The organism is Stenotrophomonas sp. CASM101 (assembly GCF_049384845.1).
Classification (GTDB): Bacteria; Pseudomonadota; Gammaproteobacteria; order Xanthomonadales; family Xanthomonadaceae; genus Stenotrophomonas; species Stenotrophomonas hibiscicola.
Genome location: NZ_JBMRFR010000002.1, coordinates 377,791 through 394,572 on the forward strand (window position 1 = coordinate 377,791; position 16,782 = coordinate 394,572).

Below are 16,782 nucleotides of genomic sequence, written 5' to 3' on the forward strand. Positions count from 1 at the left end.
GCAACAGCCCGGCGCGGCGCGCACGGCCAGCGCCTTCATCTATCCAAGGACGGCGATGCCACCCGGAAAGCGACGCAGATCCAGCGACATCGTCCGTCGCAGCTGCTCCAGCGCCGCGTCCGGATCATCGATGCGGAAGCGGCCGCTGACCGGGGCGCGCGCCAATGCCGATTCGCCCAGCAGTACCTTGCCGCGGCGGTAACGGTTGATCTCCTCCACCACCTCACGCAGCGGTGCGCGGCGGAACACCAGCATGCCCTCCGTCCAGGCACTCACTTCCGACGCCACGGCCTCGGCCACCACACCACTGAGGCGCTCGTCGTACCGGGTCTGCTGGCCCGCCTGCAGCCGCAGCCGGCCCTGCGGATGCTCGATGCGGGCACTGCCCTGCAGGCAGGTCACCCGCACCTGGCCCTGGGTGTTGCGTACGTCCAGGCGCACCGCGCCCTCATCGGCAATCACGCAGCCCGGGCCCGCGAGCAACGCCAGGCGCAGACCGGCCTGGGTCTCGATCGCGGCCTGGCCCTGCACCAGCTCGAAGCCTTCGCCCTGCGTGTGCGCACGGCGGCGCAGGCTGCTCTGCGTATCCAGTTCGATCTTCAGTTGCGGCGAGGGCGCGATCTGCAGTCGCTCACCGGTGCCGGTATGGAAATCGGCTGCCATGGCTGTCACCGAGGGCCACAGGCCCATCGGCGGGCGGATGGCCGCCACCACCACCAGACTGGCCGGGGCGGCAATCGCGGCGCCCAGGAAGGCGCGTCGGCTCCAGCGCTGGGCCGGCGTCGGCGCGACCGGTTGACGCGCGGCGGCGGGCAGCTGCTCGCCGGCCAGCCGCACCTGCTCCCACTGCCGGCGCGCACGTCCGAACGCTTCACGATGACGCGGGTCGGACTCGCACCACGCGCGGAACCGGCGCCCGTCGGCGGCGGTCGCCTCGCCCGAGGTCAGCCGCACCACCCACGCGTGCGCCTGACGCTCGACGGCATCCAGCGGGCGTTGCGGGCGATCGTCAGGATCCATGGGGGCTCATGCCGGACCCGCACGCTGCGGGGTTCTGCTCGGCGTCAAAGTGTAGACGGATGCCGCCGTTCAGAACCGCACCTGGCGCCCCGTTCCGCTGCGCTCGGCCAGATAGTCCTGGGCGGCCTTCAGCTCACGCTGCACCAGCCGCAGCGACACACCGAGGTGATCGGCGACGTCGCGCTGCTGCAGGCCGTCGACACGGATCGCCAGCAGGATGCGGCGACGGCGCTCGGGCATGCGCTGCAGCAGGCCGACCATGTCTTCCAGCGCGAAGTCCAGTTCAGCCGCCTGCGCCGGGCCGGGTGCAGGGTCGGCCATGTCCATCAGCGTATCCACCTCCTCCAGGCTCAGCAGGCGGTGGTCAGCACGTTGGCGGTCGATCACGGTATTCATTGCCATGCGCAGCAGGTAGGCCGCGGGGTTCTGCACGGCATCCAGGCGGTCACGCCGCGCGCTCAGGCGCATCCACGTGTCCTGCAGCGCGTCGCCGGCCAGCTCCTCCGAGCCCAGCTTGCGCACCAGCCGGCGCTTCAGTTCATCGTAGGCACCCAGAAGGTGGTCCATCAGGTCAACTGCCCCAGCCGTACCGTTGCTCATGTTCGAATCCTTGAAGTCATGGAAGGGGCGCGCGCCCGCCACAGTCGTGGTCGGTGCCGGAAGGTCGGATCTGCAGCGTTACCGGCTGCGGCAGCGCAGCGGCATCGGGCGCCAGCACCAAGTGCTGCAGCGCTTGCAGCAGGCGCGCATCGCGGCGCTCGCTGCCACTGCCTGACAGCAGCTCGGGCGCATGCACCTGGCCCTCGCTGTCGACACGGAAACGCAGCGTCGCGGCATAGCGGCCGGGAGCGATCTCCGGATCGTCACAGAACACCGCACGCAGCCGCTGCTGCAGCCCACCATAGCGACGTCGACGTTCCGCATTGGCGAGTTCCGCGCCGACACCGGGTTCGGCAGCCAAGGGCGCGCCCCGGCGCAGCACCACACGCTGTTTGCCGATCACCTCGGCCTCGACGCCGGAGTCCTGCAGCAGCGCCTGCAGGGCGGGCAGCGGCGGCAGGCTGGCGCGCAGCGCACGGCTGCTGCGGCCGGCGGCCAGGTCACCCGGGTACATCACGGACCACCCACTGATGACGCTGAAGCGCTCGACCGCCTGTTCCAGCGGCTGCGCAGGGATGTCGTAGGCATGAACACCGTCCTGCCCGGCAGCGGCAAAGGACAGCAGCAGCCATGCCGCGATGGCCACCTTCCAAGTTCTGACCGCATGGTGTCCATTCAGCCCCCTGACGTAGAACACGTGACCCTCGGCAGCGACAGCAGCTGCAGTGGACGCGCGCCAAGACCGGAACCCCGGCCCGCGCGCGACCCGCAAGCGGGCTCAAACCGTACCGGGGTCACATGTCATTGCGATGACCGCCACCTACAGCCGACCTGAAGCCAGTCACCCATCAGGAATCAATAGATCGAACAGACCACCTCATCCACGCCTGGGGTCAGAGCCCGTTGCGCAGCAACGGGATCCGACCCCGTGCCGACCCAGACGTGTCGACCAAGGTCGACACCCACCAAGAGCAGCTCATGCCGTTCCGGCAGATCGTGGAAATCTGTCGAAGGCGGGGTGGGTCCGGTTGCGGGGGCGTGAGCCGCATGGATGCGGCGACCGAGCCTACATGGACGTACTTGCAGCGTCCCCCGCAACCGGCCCCACCCCGCCATCCCTCAGTAGGCCCGCTGTTGCTGTTGCTGTTGAGGTTGCCGGCCAGCGGCCGGCACTACCCGCGGGTGCCGGGTGCAACCCGGCCGCAAACCCCATCCCTCAAAGCGGCAGCTGGGTCGTCTGCTTGATCCGCTGCATCGGAATCTCCGTCTTGGTGTTCTGCACCCCGGCGATCCGGTTCAGGTGCTGCATCTGGAACTGCCGGTAGGCATCAAGGTCCGCCACCGCCACCCGCAGCAGGAAATCGCAGTCACCGGCCATCAGATGGCATTCCAGCACTTCCGGGAACGACTTGATGCTGTTGATGAAGTGATTGGTGGTGTCCTCGTCCTGCCCCCGCAGCCACACCCGCACGAACACCGTGAAGCCACGGCCCACCTTGGCCTCGTTCAACAAGGCCACATAGCGGTCGATGTAGCCGCCCTCCTCCAGCAACCGCACCCGGCGCAGACAGGCCGACGGCGACAGCCCGACCAGGCGAGCCAGCTCCAGGTTCTGCAGGCGACCGTCGCGCTGCAGGGCGTCGAGGATGCGCCGATCGAGGTTGTCGAGCTGGTACTGCATGGGATTTCACCCGTTTCGCTTCTGGCCGCATGAAATATCAATCATCCAGAATCAAGTGGCATCAACGCAACCCGATTTCGTGATTGGACCGCTAGCATGGGCCACCCCCACCTTGTTGTGCCGTTCCATGGACGCCCGTACCACCCTCCCCCCGCCCGCCACCTGCGATACCGCCCCGCGTGCCGAATTCCTGCGCGGCCTGCGCGCCGCCGTGCCGGTGATGATCGGCTTCATTCCGTTTGCCCTGGTGCTCGGTGCGCAGGCGGCCCAGAAGGGCCTGAGCGCACTGGAAGTACCGCTGATGACCGGTCTCAACTTCGCTGGTGGCTCGGAGTTCGCCGCCGTCGAACTGTGGACCTCGCCACCGCACATCGCGCTGATCGTGGCCATCACCGCCCTGGTCAACAGCCGCCACCTGCTGATGGGCGCCAGCCTGGCCCCGCTGCTCCAGCACCTGCCGCGCCGACGCGTGCTGCCGGCCCTGTTCTTCATGTGCGACGAAAGCTGGGCGATGGGCGTGGCCGATGCGCGCCGGCGCGCGCTTGGCTTCAGCCTGGCCTACTACCTAGGCGTGTCGGCAGGGCTGTACACGGTCTGGGTGGCCTGCACCGCACTCGGCGCGATCATCGGGCCGCTGTTGGGCGACATCCACGCCTATGGTTTCGACATGGCCTTCCCCGCCGTGTTCCTGGTGCTGCTGCGCGGCATGTGGCAGGGCATGAAGGCGGCGCGGCCGTGGCTGGTCAGCCTGGTCGTGGCCGCCGCCACTTATCTGCTGGTCCCGGGCGCGTGGTACGTGGCCAGCGGCGCACTGGCCGGCCTGGCCGCCGCCTGGCTGCTGGCGGAGGACGCAGCATGATCTTCAATGGCCTGATCCACTGGACCTCGGTACTGACCATCGTGCTGATGGCCGCCGCCACCTACCTGACCCGCATCGTCGGCTTCCTGGCGTTGCGCAACCGCACCCTGAGCAAACGTGCGGTGACGGTGATGGAAGCCGCGCCGGGCTGCGTGCTGATCTCGGTGATCGCCCCGGACTTCGTTGCCGACAAACCCGCCGACCTGGCCGCGCTGGCCATTACCCTGCTGGCCGCCACGCGGCTGTCGATGCTCCCGACCGTGCTGATCGGCGTGGTCTCGGCGGGTGTGTTGCGCTATCTGGTGGGGTAGCTACCGGTACGCCGGGCAACGCCCGGCGCACCGTAGTGGCGCAGCAGTGCAATCACGCGCTGCTGCTTGCCGCCAGCAGGCACAGGCTGCGCGGCGGCAGCGTCCAGGCGCCTTCCTCATCCGGCTCCAACGGCGTTTCGTCGGTCTGCAGGAGTACGCGCCGGAACGACAGGGCGTCGTCTGACACACAGAACCGCTGCGGCTGCTCCCCGGCGTTCAACAGCAGGGCCAGGCTGACATGCCGCCCGGGCTCGCGCAGGCCACTGTCCGGACTGCGACCGTCCAGCACGATCAGCAGCGCACGCAGCCCTGCGTCATGCCAGTCCGCTTCCTCCATGCCGCGACCATCGGGATGCCGCCAGTCGATATCGCGCAGGCCCAGCGCCTCATCGTACTCGCCGCGCAGGAACCGGTTCCGGCGCAGCAGGCCGTAGCGCCGGCGCAGTGACAGCGCCCGCCGCACGAACGCCACCTGCGCCTGTGCAGCCGGCAATGCTGCGCGCTCCCAGTCGATCCAGCTCAGTGGATTGTCCTGGCAGTAGGCGTTGTTGTTGCCCTGCTGCGAATGGCCGAACTCATCCCCGGCGAGCAGCATCGGCGTGCCCTGCGCGAGCAGCAGCGTGGCCAGCAGGTTGCGCATCTGCCGCGCACGCAACGAAAGGATCGCCGCATCATCGGTGTCTCCCTCCACGCCGTGGTTGCTGGAAAGGTTGTGCGAGTGGCCGTCACGGTTGTCCTCGCCGTTGGCCTCGTTGTGGCGATCGTTGTAGCTGACCAGATCGTGCAGGGTGAATCCATCATGCGCCGTCACCAGATTGATGCTGGCCGACGGCCGCCTGCCGTGGTGTTCGAACAGGTCGGCCGAGCCGGTGAAGCGCGTGGCAAACTCCGCCAGCTGCCCGCCATCGCCACGCCACAGCGCGCGCACCGTGTCGCGGAAGCGGTCGTTCCATTCGGCCCAGCCCGGCGGAAACTGGCCCAGCTGGTAGCCGCCCGGGCCGATGTCCCATGGCTCGGCAATCAGCTTCACCTGGCTCAGGATCGGGTCCTGGCGTACCGCATCGAGGAAGCTGCCCGAGGCGTCGAAGCCATGCCGTTCACGGCCGAGGATGGTTGCCAGGTCGAAGCGGAACCCATCCACCCGCATCTCGGTCACCCAGTAGCGCAGAGAGTCCATGACCATGCGCAGCGCACCGGCATTGGTCAGGTCGAACGTATTTCCGGTGCCGGTATCGTTGATGTAGTAGCGGCGATCATCGGCCAGGCGGTAGTAGCTGGCGTTGTCGATGCCCTTGAAGGACAGCGTAGGGCCCAGCTCATTGCCTTCGGCGGTGTGGTTGTAGACCACGTCCAGGATCACTTCGATGCCGGCATTGTGCAACCGCGCGACCATCTGCTTGAACTCGGCCACGATGCCCAGCGACAGGTAGCGAGGCTGCGGCGCGAAGAAGCCGATGGTGTTGTACCCCCAGTAATTGCGCAGCCCGCGCTCGAGCAGCTGCTGGTCATCGACGTATGCGTGCACGGGTAGCAGTTCGATGGCGGTCACGCCCAGATGGCTGAGGTGGTCGACCACTGCGTCATGGCGCAGGGCAGAGAAGGTGCCACGCTCGGCCTGCGGGACATCGGGATGCTGCATGGTCAGCCCGCGCACATGCGCTTCGTAGATCACGGTCCGGTCCCAGGGCGTGGCAGGTGCACGCTCGACACCCCAGCTGAAGGCCGGGTCGATCACGGCGCAGCGCGGCATGTAGCTGGCGCTGTCGCGGCGGTCGAAACTGAGATCGCCATCGCGGTGACCCAGGGTGTAGCCGAACAGGTGGGGGGCCCACTTCAGTTCGCCGACGATCTGCTTGGCGTAGGGGTCCAGCAGCAGCTTGTTGGGATTGAAGCGATGGCCCTCTTCCGGCGCATACGGGCCGTGCACCCGGTAGCCGTAACGCTGCCCGGGCCGCACGTCCGGCAGGTAACCATGCCAGATCTCGTTGGTGTACTCGGGCAGCGCGATGCGTTCCACTTCGCGGTTGCGTCCATCGAACAGGCAGAGTTCCACCCGCGTGGCGTGCCGCGAGTACAGCGCGAAGTTCACACCCAATCCGTCCCAGGTCGCCCCCAGCGGGAACGGCCGGCCTTCGCGCACCCGCGAGGTCTGCGTCCACTTACGGCTCGCCATCAGTGCCCTCCTCCCCGCGCGCGGCGGCAATCTCGGCTTCCACCAGCCGCTCGGCCATGTGCCAGTGCCGTTGCTGCTGGTCGTCCGGGCGCCCTTCTGCCTCCCAGATCTGGTGGGCAAGTGCCTCAATCCGCTGCCGTCGTTCCCTGCTGTCCATCCCTACCTGTCTCCTCGTTGATCCATATCGCCAACGGGCTGCCAGCCAGAAGCCCGGCCACGTCCGCGGTTGCGTTGAAATGTTCGATGCGCCCGTCCAGGACATTGCGCATGGGGCCTGCCGGCAGCCCACGCAGCGTCACGCCGCTGCCGACGTCGCGCGGAATGTGCAGGCTGGGCCCCGGCATGGTGGTGGGCGAACTTCGCCGTACGACCACCAGCAGCACCTGCGCCTGATGCCTGCGCGTGAACGCCAGCCACGGCGAGCGCGCAGGCGCGGACAGCGGCTGCAGCGCGCCGTGCAGGAAAAGATGCGGGTGCCTGCGGCGGCAATCGAGCAACTGCCGGAGCAGGAATGCCTTGATCCCACCGTCCCGCCAGTCATCCAGCAGCGCGGGCCACCCGCGCGCATCACGCAGCCACGCGTGCCGCGCCGAATAGTCCACCGCGTGCCGGTTGTCCGGGTCCACCAGGCTCAGGTCCCAGCCTTCGCCGCCCTGGTAGAGGTCGGGCACGCCGGGCAGGCAGTGCTGCAGGCACAGCTGTGCCAGGCCGTTGCAGGCGCCCGCCGGCGCGATGCGCGCCACGAACGTCGCCAGCGCCTCCCGCACCGGCTGCAATGGCGCTCCATCCAGCAGCGCGTGCAGCCACTGCGCGGCGGCCTCCTCCACGGCCACGTCGGGATCGGACCAGCTGCTGACCCGTTTACCCTCGCGCAATGCCTTGGTCAGCCATTGCACCATCCTCGATGCGAAGTCGGCGCCGGGGGTACCGTGCATCGGCCACGCGGCGACGAGCGCCTGCCATAGCGCATAGGTCTCGGCACCCGGCAACGGCATCGGCGCGCCGGCGTGGGTCGCCATCCGGCTCCAGCGCCGCACCGCGTCCCGCCACTCGACCGTGCAGGTACTGAGAACCGCCAGCCGTGCCCGGCTGTCGGCCCCGCGCTTGTGATCGTGGGTCGCCAGCGCAAGCAGCGCCCTGGGATGGCGCCGCAGGCGCCCGGCTGCATGTTCCAGCAGCTCGCGCCCCTCCATGCCCAGCCGCTGTGGATCACTGCCGACTTCGTTGCGCGACAGCAGCCTGAAATAGCGATAGAACCCGGTATCTTCCACCGACTTGGCATTCAGCGGCGCGGCCAGCTGCCCGAACCGTACGCGCAGCTCGGTTTCAGCCGGCGCCTGGCCGGGAAGTGCCTGCAGCAGCAGATCCAGCGCGGCGCGTGCGGCACCGTCCAGCGCCTCGCGCGCAGCACCGGCAGCGTCCACCAGCGCCTTTCGTTCACCCGCCCCCTGCAGCGAATAGGGCCGGTAGGTGCGGTAATGCCGCAGCAATGAAGCCAATGCGCGCGCCAGCGCAGCCAGTCCGATATCGGCCTCGGCCAGCCGGGGCTGCAGGACCTGCTGCGCACTGCGCAGCAGCCGCTGGAAGTCTGCGTGAAGGCCTTGGCGCAACATCATGCCGCGAGCGTCCTGCTGAATCCGGTCAAAGCTGCGCGAGTCACCGCCCAGCGCCTGCCACGTGCGCGAGAGCGCGGGGGCAGCCGCCGGATCGTGCAACCAGGCACCGGTCTGGTCCATGAAGTCATAGCCGGTGGTACCGTCGCAGGCCCAGCTGTCGGGCAGCTGCTCGCCCTCGGCCAGTATCTTCTCCACATGCAGGCTCACCGCCTGCGGATCACGGTCGCCGGCCGCGCACGCCGTCCTGATCGATTCACGCAGGCGCTGCAGGTAGGCGCCCGGACGCGACAGGCCATCCACATGGTCGACGCGCAGGCCGTCAACCCATCCCTCACGCACCAGCCGCAGCGGCAGCGCATGCACCGCCTCGAACACGTCGTCGCGCTCCACCCGCAGCGCGGCCAGTTCGTTGATATCGAAAAAGCGCCGGTAATTCACCTGATCGCCCGCCGTGCGCCACCAGGCCAGCCGGTAGTGCTGCCGCTGCAGCAGGGTATGCAGCCGTTCAACGCCGCGGTTGCAGCGCTCGGCCCACGCCGGCCACTGCGCGGGGTCCAGTGGATGGCTGCGCGGCGACAACGGCAACGCCAGCCCATGGTGGCGCAGCACGGGCCGCGCCTTGTCCACCACCACGCGCACTAAGCCATCGCGCACCGCGTCGTGCAACGGCCGGTCCAGCACAGGCAGCCACAGCCGGCCCTCGCAGCCCGGCGCCTCCCAGTCGATGTCAAACCAATCTGCGTGCGGGCTCCGACGCCCGTGCATCAGCACATCGCTCCACCAATGGCTGTGCGGGGACGCCGCCAGATGGTTGGGTACGATGTCGAGGATCAGGCCCATGCCGTGCGCGCGCGTCGCTGTGGCCAGTTGCCGGAAGGCTTCTTCGCCGCCCAGTTCCGGATTGATGCGGGCCGGGTCGATGCCATCGTAGCCATGCGTAGACCCGGGCAGCGCGGCGGTGATCGGCGACAGGTAAAGGTGGCTGACGCCCAGCGCGGCGTAGTACGGCAGCTGCGTCGCGGCGGCCTCGAGGTCGAAGCCTGCATGCAATTGCAGGCGTACGGTGGCACGCAATGGAGTCATCGCCGCTCCCTCCGCCGCGTGGCGCTGAAGCGGGCAATACGTGCGTCAACCGCGTCCTGGTCCCACGCTAGCGGTAGCCGCCGGCGCCAGTTCGGATGGCCGTTGACGGTGCCCGGCAGGTTCACCTGCGCGCGACTGCCCAGGGCGTCTTCCAGCGGGAGCAGCGCCAGCCGTGACGATGCTTGCGCGACCAGCGACAGCGCACGCGCTTCAAGCGTGGCCCCCTCGCCCCGGGCGACTGCGGACAGCGCCTGGACCTCTCTGGAGCGCGCGTGCAGCGCCGACGGAAGCCCGCTCAGCTCACCCAGGCGGGCACGCCAGCGCAGGTCGCGCCCGTGCAGCCAGCCGGACAGCGGTGGCAGATCATGGGTGGAGGGCATGGCCACCGCATCGCGGCGCCACCGTGGCGCCGGCAGGAAGCGCTCACCGTTGCGGGCGAACGGCAGCACCTCGATGCCCAGGATGCCGCGGGCTGCCAGCCGCTGGCGAACGCCCGGCGGCACCACGCCCAGGTCTTCACCAATCAGCACGCAGCGATGCCGCCACGATTCCAGCACCAGCAGGTTGATCAGATCATCGAACGGATAGCGCAGGTAAACGCCCTGCCCGGCGCCCGCCCCGCGGGGAAGCACCCACAGGCGCTGCAGGCCAAGGATATGGTCGATGCGCAGCCCGCCACGGCCGGCCATCACAGCGCGCAGCACGCGGATGAACGGCTCAAAGCCCTCGCGCTGCAGGGCGAAGGGTGACCAGCTGGTGATACCCCAGGCCTGGCCCAGCGGATTGAACGCATCCGGCGGCGCGCCCAGTTCAAGACCCTGCAGCAGTTGGTCGCCGCCGGTCCGCGCCTCGACGCCCTGCGGTGCGCAACCCACCGCCAGATCCGCGATCAGCCCGATCAACGCGCCGTCGTTGCGCAATCCCGCCTGCACCTGCGCCCAGCCCTGCCGCGCCAACCATTGCGCAAACGCATGGTCGTCGGCGCTTCCAGTGAACCGGTCGGCGGCGTGCTGGCAATAGCGCAGCAGGGGTTCACCTTGCGCATCGCGCCACGTCTGCATCTGTTCGTACTGTGCCGGCGCCTGCTGCCGCAGCCATTGGCGCACTTGGCGCAGCCAGCGCCACTTCACTGCCGCCGAGTGCGGCCAGTCGATGCGGCGTGCTGCGGTAGCCGCTTCAACGGCCATCGCCAGTGCTTCGTCCTCGCGCAACACGCTGCTGGCGGCCTCCGGCAAAACCTGCGGCAGTGACACCTGCAGCGGGTCGAGCCAGCGCCGGTCGCTGGGCGAGTAAGGACTGTAGCCCGGGCCCGGTGGCAGGCCGGCGTGCAGCGGACTCAACGCCAGTGCATCGCCGCCGTGACGGTGCAGCAGCTCGCGCCACCGCGCACAGCCGGCGCTGTCACCGATGCCGGCATCACCGGGCGCGCGCAGGCTATAGACCTGCGCCGACAGACCCCAACCGCGCAGCAGGCCCTGCGGCCACCAGGCACGCTGCGGTGCCACCGCAACCGCCTGTTGCTGCCCGCCCTGGCGCCACTGCCAATAGCCTGGCTGATCCGGAACCCGCCAGCGCCCTTGCGCATCCGCACGTGCAGGCAACGCTGCGCCCTGCTCATCCACCCAGCACGCCGCGCCCGTTGCCTCAGGCATGGCCAGGAGCTGACCACAGCATGCGGTGAGCAACGGGTGGGCCACCGGCGCACCGTCGCACGCGAACTCCGCCAGCACGGCGCGCAGAACGTCGGGCGCAACCTCGCGCTCTGCTCCGGCCACGTCGGTCCAGCGGACCAGCAGGCCCGCGCGCCGTGCCGCCTCCAGAACCGCCGCATCGGTCCTCATGCGGCGACCCAACAGGCAAGCACGCCGCCGCCTGCGGGCAGCAACGTGGCAGCGTCCGGCCCTACAACGTGCTCCCCGGCCGGCATCACATGCACCACCGGCGACGGGCCGACATTGACCGCGATCCACCACTGGCCCGACGGCAGCTGCCAGCCCGCCTGCACCGCGCCTTCGCCCAGCACGCGCGCACCCAACGACCGCGCCTGCAGCAACCCGGGCTGCAGATAGCGCCTGCGCAGTGCCAGAAACCCGCTCGTGCAGCGCAGCCAGTTCTGCGACCAGGAATCATCGCCGGGCGGCGACGTGTAGGACGCCTGCAGGGTGGCCGGGTCGTTCGGGTCGGGAATACGCGCGCGCGCGGCGGCGTCGGCAAAGGCGCTGAAACCAGCGAACTCGCGGCGACGCCCTTCGCGCACCGCCTCGTCCAGCGGCGGCGCGTAGTCGGTGAAGAACAGGAACGGCGATTGCGCCTGCCACGGTTCGCCCATGAACAGCAGCGGGATCATCGGCGTCAGCAGGGTCAACGCCAGCGCCGCACGCAGCCGCGCCGGATCCACCAGCATCGACAAGCGCTCGCCGAAAGCACGGTTGCCTACCTGGTCGTGGTTCTGCGCGAATGCCACAAAACACGCGGGAGACAGGTCGGCGCTGGGTTCGCCGCGGGGATCGCCGCGCAGGTCCGGTTCGCCCTGCCAGGCGAATCCCTCGGCCAGGCAGCGCGCCAGCAGCGCTTCGGCGCGACCGGCATAGGCCGCGTAATAGCCCTCCTGCTCGCCGGTCAGCATCACGTGCAGTGCATTGTGGAAGTCATCGTTCCACTGCCCCTGGTAGGCGCCGCGCAGCCACCGCGCCTGGTTGCGCTCGTTCTCCAGCACCAGGTGCGCGTGCGGGGCCACCGCACGTACCTCATCGGCCAGCTGCTGGAGGAAACGGTCATCGTCAATGGCGTGCACCGCGTCCAGGCGCAGGCCATCGAAGCCGTAGTCGCGCAACCACATCAGCGCGTTGTCGATGAAAAAGCGCCGCACCCAGGGCTGGCGGAAGTCGATGGCCTCGCCCCACGGCGTGCTGCGGTCGTCACGGAAGAACCCGCGCGCGTAGTCGCGCAGGTGGTTGCCCTGTGGTCCGAAGTGGTTGTAGACCACATCCAGCAGCACCGACAGCCCTGCATCGTGCGCCGCTTCGATGAAGGCCCTCAGCGCTGCCGGCCCGCCATAGGCATGGGCCGGCGCATACGGGAACACGCCGTCGTAGCCCCAGTTGCGCTGGCCGGGAAACTGCGCGACCGGCATCAGTTCAATGGCGGTGATGCCCAGCGCGGCCAGCATCGGCAGCTGCGCGGTCAACGCCGCGAAGCCGCCGCCGGCCTCGATGTGTGCTTCATAGATCACCAGATCCTGCCAGGCATGCCCGCGCCAAGCGGGTTGCGCCATGGCCGTGTCCAGCACCACCGCGCTGTCTCCGTCGATGCCGTCCGGCTGCCAGCGCGAGGCCGGGTCGGGCACGTCCTGACCGGAAGGAAGGCGAAAACGGTAGCGGTCGCCATGCGATGCCGGTGTCCGCAGCCAGTGGCAGCCGTCCGGGGCACGTTGCATCGGCTGTTGCGTGCCGCGCAGGCACAGCGCCATCGTCCTTGCGTCCGGTGCCCACACGCGGAACTCCACCCCGTCACCGGCCACCGGCCAAGCGCCCAGGCGCGGGGCCACTGTGGTCATGCATCAACCTGCAGGTACAGCGTGGAAAGCGGCGGCAGCGTGAGCCGCAGCGACTGCGCGTGGCCGTGCATCGGCCTCGACTCGGTATGCACTGCACCGAGGTTTCCCGCATTGCCGCCACCGTAATACGCGCTGTCGGTGTTGAGCCGTTCGCTCCAACGCCCCGGGTGCGGCACGCCGACCCGGTAGCCGTCGCGACGTACCGGGGTGAAGTTGCTCACCACCAGCAGGGTGCGGCCGCTGCCGGCCGGATCCCGGCGGATGAACGCGTAAACGCTGTTGCGGCTGTCGTCGGCCACGCTCCAGTCGAAACCCCGCTCGTCACGCTCGTCGCGATGCAACGCGGGTTCGGCGCGGAGCACGCCGTTGAGGTCTCGCACCAGGCGCGACAGGCCCTGGCCCTCACTGCTGGCCGCCTGTGCCCAGTCCAGTGCCGCATCGTGCGACCACTCGTGGCCCTGGCCGAACTCGCCGCCCATGAACAGCAGTTTGCTGCCCGGGTGCGCCCACATGAAACCGTAGTACGCGCGGAGCTGGGCCAGCCGCTGCGCCGGCTCGCCCGTCATCTTGGCCAGCAGCGCTCCCTTGCCATGCACCACCTCGTCATGCGACAGCGGCAACACGAACCGTTCGGAGAAGGCGTAGACCAGGCCGAAGCTGATCTCGCTGTGGTGATGCTGGCGATGGACTGGATCGCGCCCCAGGTACTGCAGGGTGTCGTGCATCCAGCCCATGTTCCATTTGTGGGTGAAGCCAAGCCCGCCCTCCTCCACCGGCGCGGTCACCCCCGTCCACGCGGTGGATTCCTCGGCGATCACCAGCACATCCGGGAAACGCTCACGCAGCGCCTGGTTCATCCGCCGCAGGAACGCGACCGCCTGCAGGTTCTCGCGCCCGCCCTGCTCGTTGGGAATCCACTCCCCCTCGGCACGGCTGTAATCCCGGTACAGCATCGACGCCACGGCATCCACGCGCAGACCGTCGATGTGGAACCGCTCCACCCACTCCAAGGCACTGCCGATCAGGTAGGCGGCCACCTCATTGCGGCCATAGTTGTAGATCAGCGTGTCCCAGTCCGCGTGCACCCCTTCGCGCGGGTCGGCATGCTCGTACAGCGCGGTGCCATCGAACCCTGCCAGGCCATGCGCATCGTTCGGGAAGTGCGCGCTCACCCAGTCCACGATCACCCCTACGCCGGCCTGGTGGCAGCGGTCCACGAAGCGTGCGAAGGCCTGCGGCGTGCCATGGCGCGCCGTCGGCGCGTAGATGCCCAGCGGCTGATAGCCCCAGGAACCGCCAAAGGGATGCTCGCTGACCGGCAGCAGCTCGATGTGGGTAAAGCCGAGTCCGGCCACGTACGGAATCAACCGGTCGGCCAGGGCGTCCCAGTCCAGCGGCGCACCCTCGTCGCTGCGCTGCCAGGAGCCCGCATGTACTTCGTAGATGGACAGCGGCGTGCGGGTTCCGGCCTGCCGCCGGGCCTCCAACCAGGCGTCATCGTGCCACTGCATCGGCGCCGCCGAAGGCACCCGCGAAGCGGTGGCCGGTGGCAGCTCGGCCCAGCGCGCCATCGGATCGAACTTGTCGGGCATCACCCGGCCGTCGGCGCCGACAATGCGGAACTTGTAACGGGCACCGGCCTGCACGCCAGGCAGGAACAGCTCCCACACGCCAGCGGTGTGGCGCAGCCGCATCGGATGGCGCCGGCCATCCCACCCGTTGAAATCGCCAACCACCGCGACCCGCTGGGCATTGGGTGCCCACACCGCGAAGCGCACGCCCGCGATGCCCTGCACCTGCATCGGCACCGCCCCCAGCTGCCGCGCCGCATCGGCATCACCGGCATGGAACCGCTGCAGCAGTGCTTCGTCCAACAGTGGACCGAACGCATAGGCATCGTGCACCTGCTCCACGCCCTGCTCGAAATGCAGGGCAAGCAGCGGTATCGCCGCGTCGCCGGCGACGCCCTCGAACAGGCCTGACAACGGGCCGGGAGACAAGTCCCAGCGTTGCCCACCGTCTGCAATCACCTCGACGCGCTGCGCGTGCGGCACCAGCACGCGCAGCTGGCGTCCGCCTTCTGGCTGGCGATGCGGGCCCAGCCAGGCAAATGCATCGGCCGGGCGCGCGTGGACGAGGTCCTGCAGCGCCGGGGCGATACGCTGATCCAATCCCGTCTCCGTGATCGCTTCATCCTCCAGGGCGGCCAGATGCAGGCTGTCGTGGCTCATGCAGCCACCTGGCAGGTCTGCTGGTACAGGGCCAGATACGCGCGACCGGCCGCATCCCAGCCACCCGGCCGCAGCATGGCGGCGCGGCGCATGGCCTGCAGCAGGCCGGGCAGGCGGAAGGTGCGCATCGCCCGTTCCACGCAGCGGCGCAGTCCATCAGCGTTGGCGCCATGGAACAGGAATCCGGTCACGCCATCCTCGACGGTATCCACCAGCCCGCCGGTCGCGTGCGCGATGGGCAGGCAGCCGAAGCGCTGTGCGTACATCTGGCTCAGCCCGCAGGGTTCGAAGCGTGAAGGCATCAGCAGGAAATCGGCACCGGCAAACATCTGGCGGGCCAGCGCTTCCTCAAACCCGATGAAGGCGCCCACCCGCCCCGGGTAGCGGCGGGCCAGCGCCTGCACCTGTGCTTCCACCTGCGGCTCGCCACCGCCGATGATGACCAGCTGGCCGCCGGCCGCCACGATCTGGGGCGCCACGTCGCAGGTGATGTCCAGGCCCTTCTGGTGCACCAGCCGCGAGACCACCGCAAACAGCGGGCCGGTCGACGGCGCCAGGCCGAACGCCTTGCGCACCGCATGCGCGTTGGTGGCGCGCCCGGTCCACTCACCAATGCCGAAGTGGGCCTTGAGATGGATATCGCGGCGCGGGTCCCAGCTGGCGTCGATGCCGTTGACGATTCCACTCAGGTGCCCGCCGGCCGCGCGACGCGCCAACAGATCATGCAGCCCGCAGCCGTCATCCGGGGCGGTGATCTGCTGCGCGTAGCGCAGGCTGACCGTGTTCAGGCGCGTGGCGTTGGTGATCCCGCCCTGCAGGAATGACATCTGCCCGTGGAAGTGCAGTTCATCCAGGTGTTCGGCCGGCACGCCCAGCACGGGTGCAAGCGCGTACGGAAACAGCCCCTGGTAAGCCAGGTTGTGGATCGTCAGCAGGGTCGGCACGGCCGTCCGGTCCCAACGCACGTAGGCGGCCGCCATGGCCACCGGCCAATCATTCAGGTGCAGCAGCTGCGGCGACCAGTCCAGCCCGGCACGCCCGGCCGCAATCTCCGCAGCCGCATGCGAAAGCGTGGCGAATCGAACCGCGTTGTCCTTCCACTCCTGTCCCTGCCCGTCCACGTAGGGCGAGCCCTCACGCTCGTACAGCTCCGCCGACAGCAAGACGTAGATCGGAAGGCCGTCGGCCTGCACCGCCATGCCGATCGTGCACGCTGGCAGGCCGGCCCGCGCGCTGACGTGCCCCACCCGCTGCAGCTGTGGCAGGCGCTGCAGTACCTCCGGGTAGCCGGGCAGCAGCACGCGCGAATCACACGCACCGCGCACCGCACGCGGCAGGGCCGCAGCGACGTCGCCCAGGCCACCGGCCTTGACGAAGTCCGCCATCTCTGTGGCAACGAACAACACGCGCTGCACCAGTTCCGGCAGATCCAACGGTTGCGAATGGCCGCGGCGCGTGCCGATCGGCACGGGCGTGACGGGAGAGATCGCAACGGGTGAAGCGGACTGGGCGGCGCGGGCCATGGGGATGATCTCGGATGCTTCAGGCAGACAGACGCCAGCGGCGCCCGGACGGGCGCTGGTGCTGGGAAGGAAGTCGACGCAGGACGTGGGGGACGCCAGCGAGAGGCTCAGGACGACAATAGCCCTCCA

Annotated in this window: 13 protein-coding genes; 2 read left to right on the top strand and 11 right to left on the bottom strand. The window is 69.0% G+C overall.

The features are described from left to right. Positions 1 to 39 precede the first annotated feature (39 nt). The 4 genes from VG543_RS05700 to VG543_RS05715 form a co-directional block, all read right to left on the bottom strand. Positions 40 to 1,020 (bottom strand): FecR family protein, encoded by a 981-nt coding sequence (locus VG543_RS05700; RefSeq protein ID WP_423178037.1) that lies wholly within the window; start codon positions 1,018 to 1,020, stop codon positions 40 to 42. A 69-nt stretch (positions 1,021 to 1,089) separates the two neighbouring features. Next, on the bottom strand, positions 1,090 to 1,620 hold the full coding sequence (locus VG543_RS05705) for an RNA polymerase sigma factor (RefSeq protein ID WP_026347004.1): 531 nt from the start codon (positions 1,618 to 1,620) through the stop codon (positions 1,090 to 1,092). A 16-nt stretch (positions 1,621 to 1,636) separates the two neighbouring features. Further along, entirely contained in the window at positions 1,637 to 2,317 is a 681-nt protein-coding gene (locus VG543_RS05710) for a TonB-dependent receptor (RefSeq protein ID WP_423178038.1), read from the bottom strand. Between the two features lie 519 nt (positions 2,318 to 2,836). Beyond that, positions 2,837 to 3,301, bottom strand: coding sequence for an Lrp/AsnC family transcriptional regulator (locus tag VG543_RS05715; RefSeq protein ID WP_005413654.1), 465 nt, complete (start codon positions 3,299 to 3,301; stop codon positions 2,837 to 2,839). 127 nt (positions 3,302 to 3,428) lie between these two features. On the opposite strand from VG543_RS05715, the gene VG543_RS05720 reads away from it, so the two are divergent. Both VG543_RS05720 and VG543_RS05725 read left to right on the top strand, forming a co-directional pair. Beyond that, positions 3,429 to 4,160 (top strand): AzlC family ABC transporter permease, encoded by a 732-nt coding sequence (locus VG543_RS05720; RefSeq protein ID WP_019659873.1) that lies wholly within the window; start codon positions 3,429 to 3,431, stop codon positions 4,158 to 4,160. Then, positions 4,157 to 4,471, top strand: coding sequence for an AzlD family protein (locus VG543_RS05725; protein WP_111102601.1), 315 nt, complete (start codon positions 4,157 to 4,159; stop codon positions 4,469 to 4,471). The genes VG543_RS05720 and VG543_RS05725 overlap by 4 nt, the downstream gene beginning before the upstream one ends. 52 nt (positions 4,472 to 4,523) lie before the next feature. Here the strand turns inward: VG543_RS05725 and glgX are convergent, their stop codons facing one another. From glgX to glgA, 7 genes are read right to left on the bottom strand one after another with little or no spacing between them, the layout of a single operon-like run. Continuing rightward, complete coding sequence (gene glgX / locus VG543_RS05730) at positions 4,524 to 6,644, bottom strand: glycogen debranching protein GlgX (RefSeq protein WP_171952994.1); 2,121 nt, start codon at positions 6,642 to 6,644, stop codon at positions 4,524 to 4,526. Next, on the bottom strand, positions 6,631 to 6,801 hold the full coding sequence (locus tag VG543_RS05735) for a DUF2934 domain-containing protein (protein WP_080352942.1): 171 nt from the start codon (positions 6,799 to 6,801) through the stop codon (positions 6,631 to 6,633). The genes glgX and VG543_RS05735 overlap by 14 nt, the downstream gene beginning before the upstream one ends. Then, positions 6,770 to 9,343 carry a malto-oligosyltrehalose synthase gene (gene treY / locus VG543_RS05740; protein WP_423178041.1) on the bottom strand — a complete coding sequence of 858 codons (2,574 nt, stop codon included), beginning with the start codon at positions 9,341 to 9,343 and terminating at the stop codon, positions 6,770 to 6,772. Before treY ends, VG543_RS05735 begins: the two co-directional genes overlap by 32 nt. Continuing rightward, complete coding sequence (locus VG543_RS05745; RefSeq protein ID WP_423178042.1) at positions 9,340 to 11,184, bottom strand: 4-alpha-glucanotransferase; 1,845 nt, start codon at positions 11,182 to 11,184, stop codon at positions 9,340 to 9,342. Before VG543_RS05745 ends, treY begins: the two co-directional genes overlap by 4 nt. Then, the gene (gene treZ, locus VG543_RS05750) at positions 11,181 to 12,899 is read right to left on the bottom strand and encodes a malto-oligosyltrehalose trehalohydrolase (RefSeq protein ID WP_423178044.1); all 1,719 of its coding nucleotides are present in this window, start codon (positions 12,897 to 12,899) and stop codon (positions 11,181 to 11,183) included. The genes VG543_RS05745 and treZ overlap by 4 nt, the downstream gene beginning before the upstream one ends. Next, complete coding sequence (locus tag VG543_RS05755) at positions 12,896 to 15,130, bottom strand: 1,4-alpha-glucan branching enzyme (RefSeq protein ID WP_423178045.1); 2,235 nt, start codon at positions 15,128 to 15,130, stop codon at positions 12,896 to 12,898. Before VG543_RS05755 ends, treZ begins: the two co-directional genes overlap by 4 nt. Continuing rightward, complete coding sequence (glgA, locus tag VG543_RS05760; RefSeq protein ID WP_423178046.1) at positions 15,127 to 16,653, bottom strand: glycogen synthase GlgA; 1,527 nt, start codon at positions 16,651 to 16,653, stop codon at positions 15,127 to 15,129. Before glgA ends, VG543_RS05755 begins: the two co-directional genes overlap by 4 nt. Positions 16,654 to 16,782: the final 129 nt, after the last annotated feature.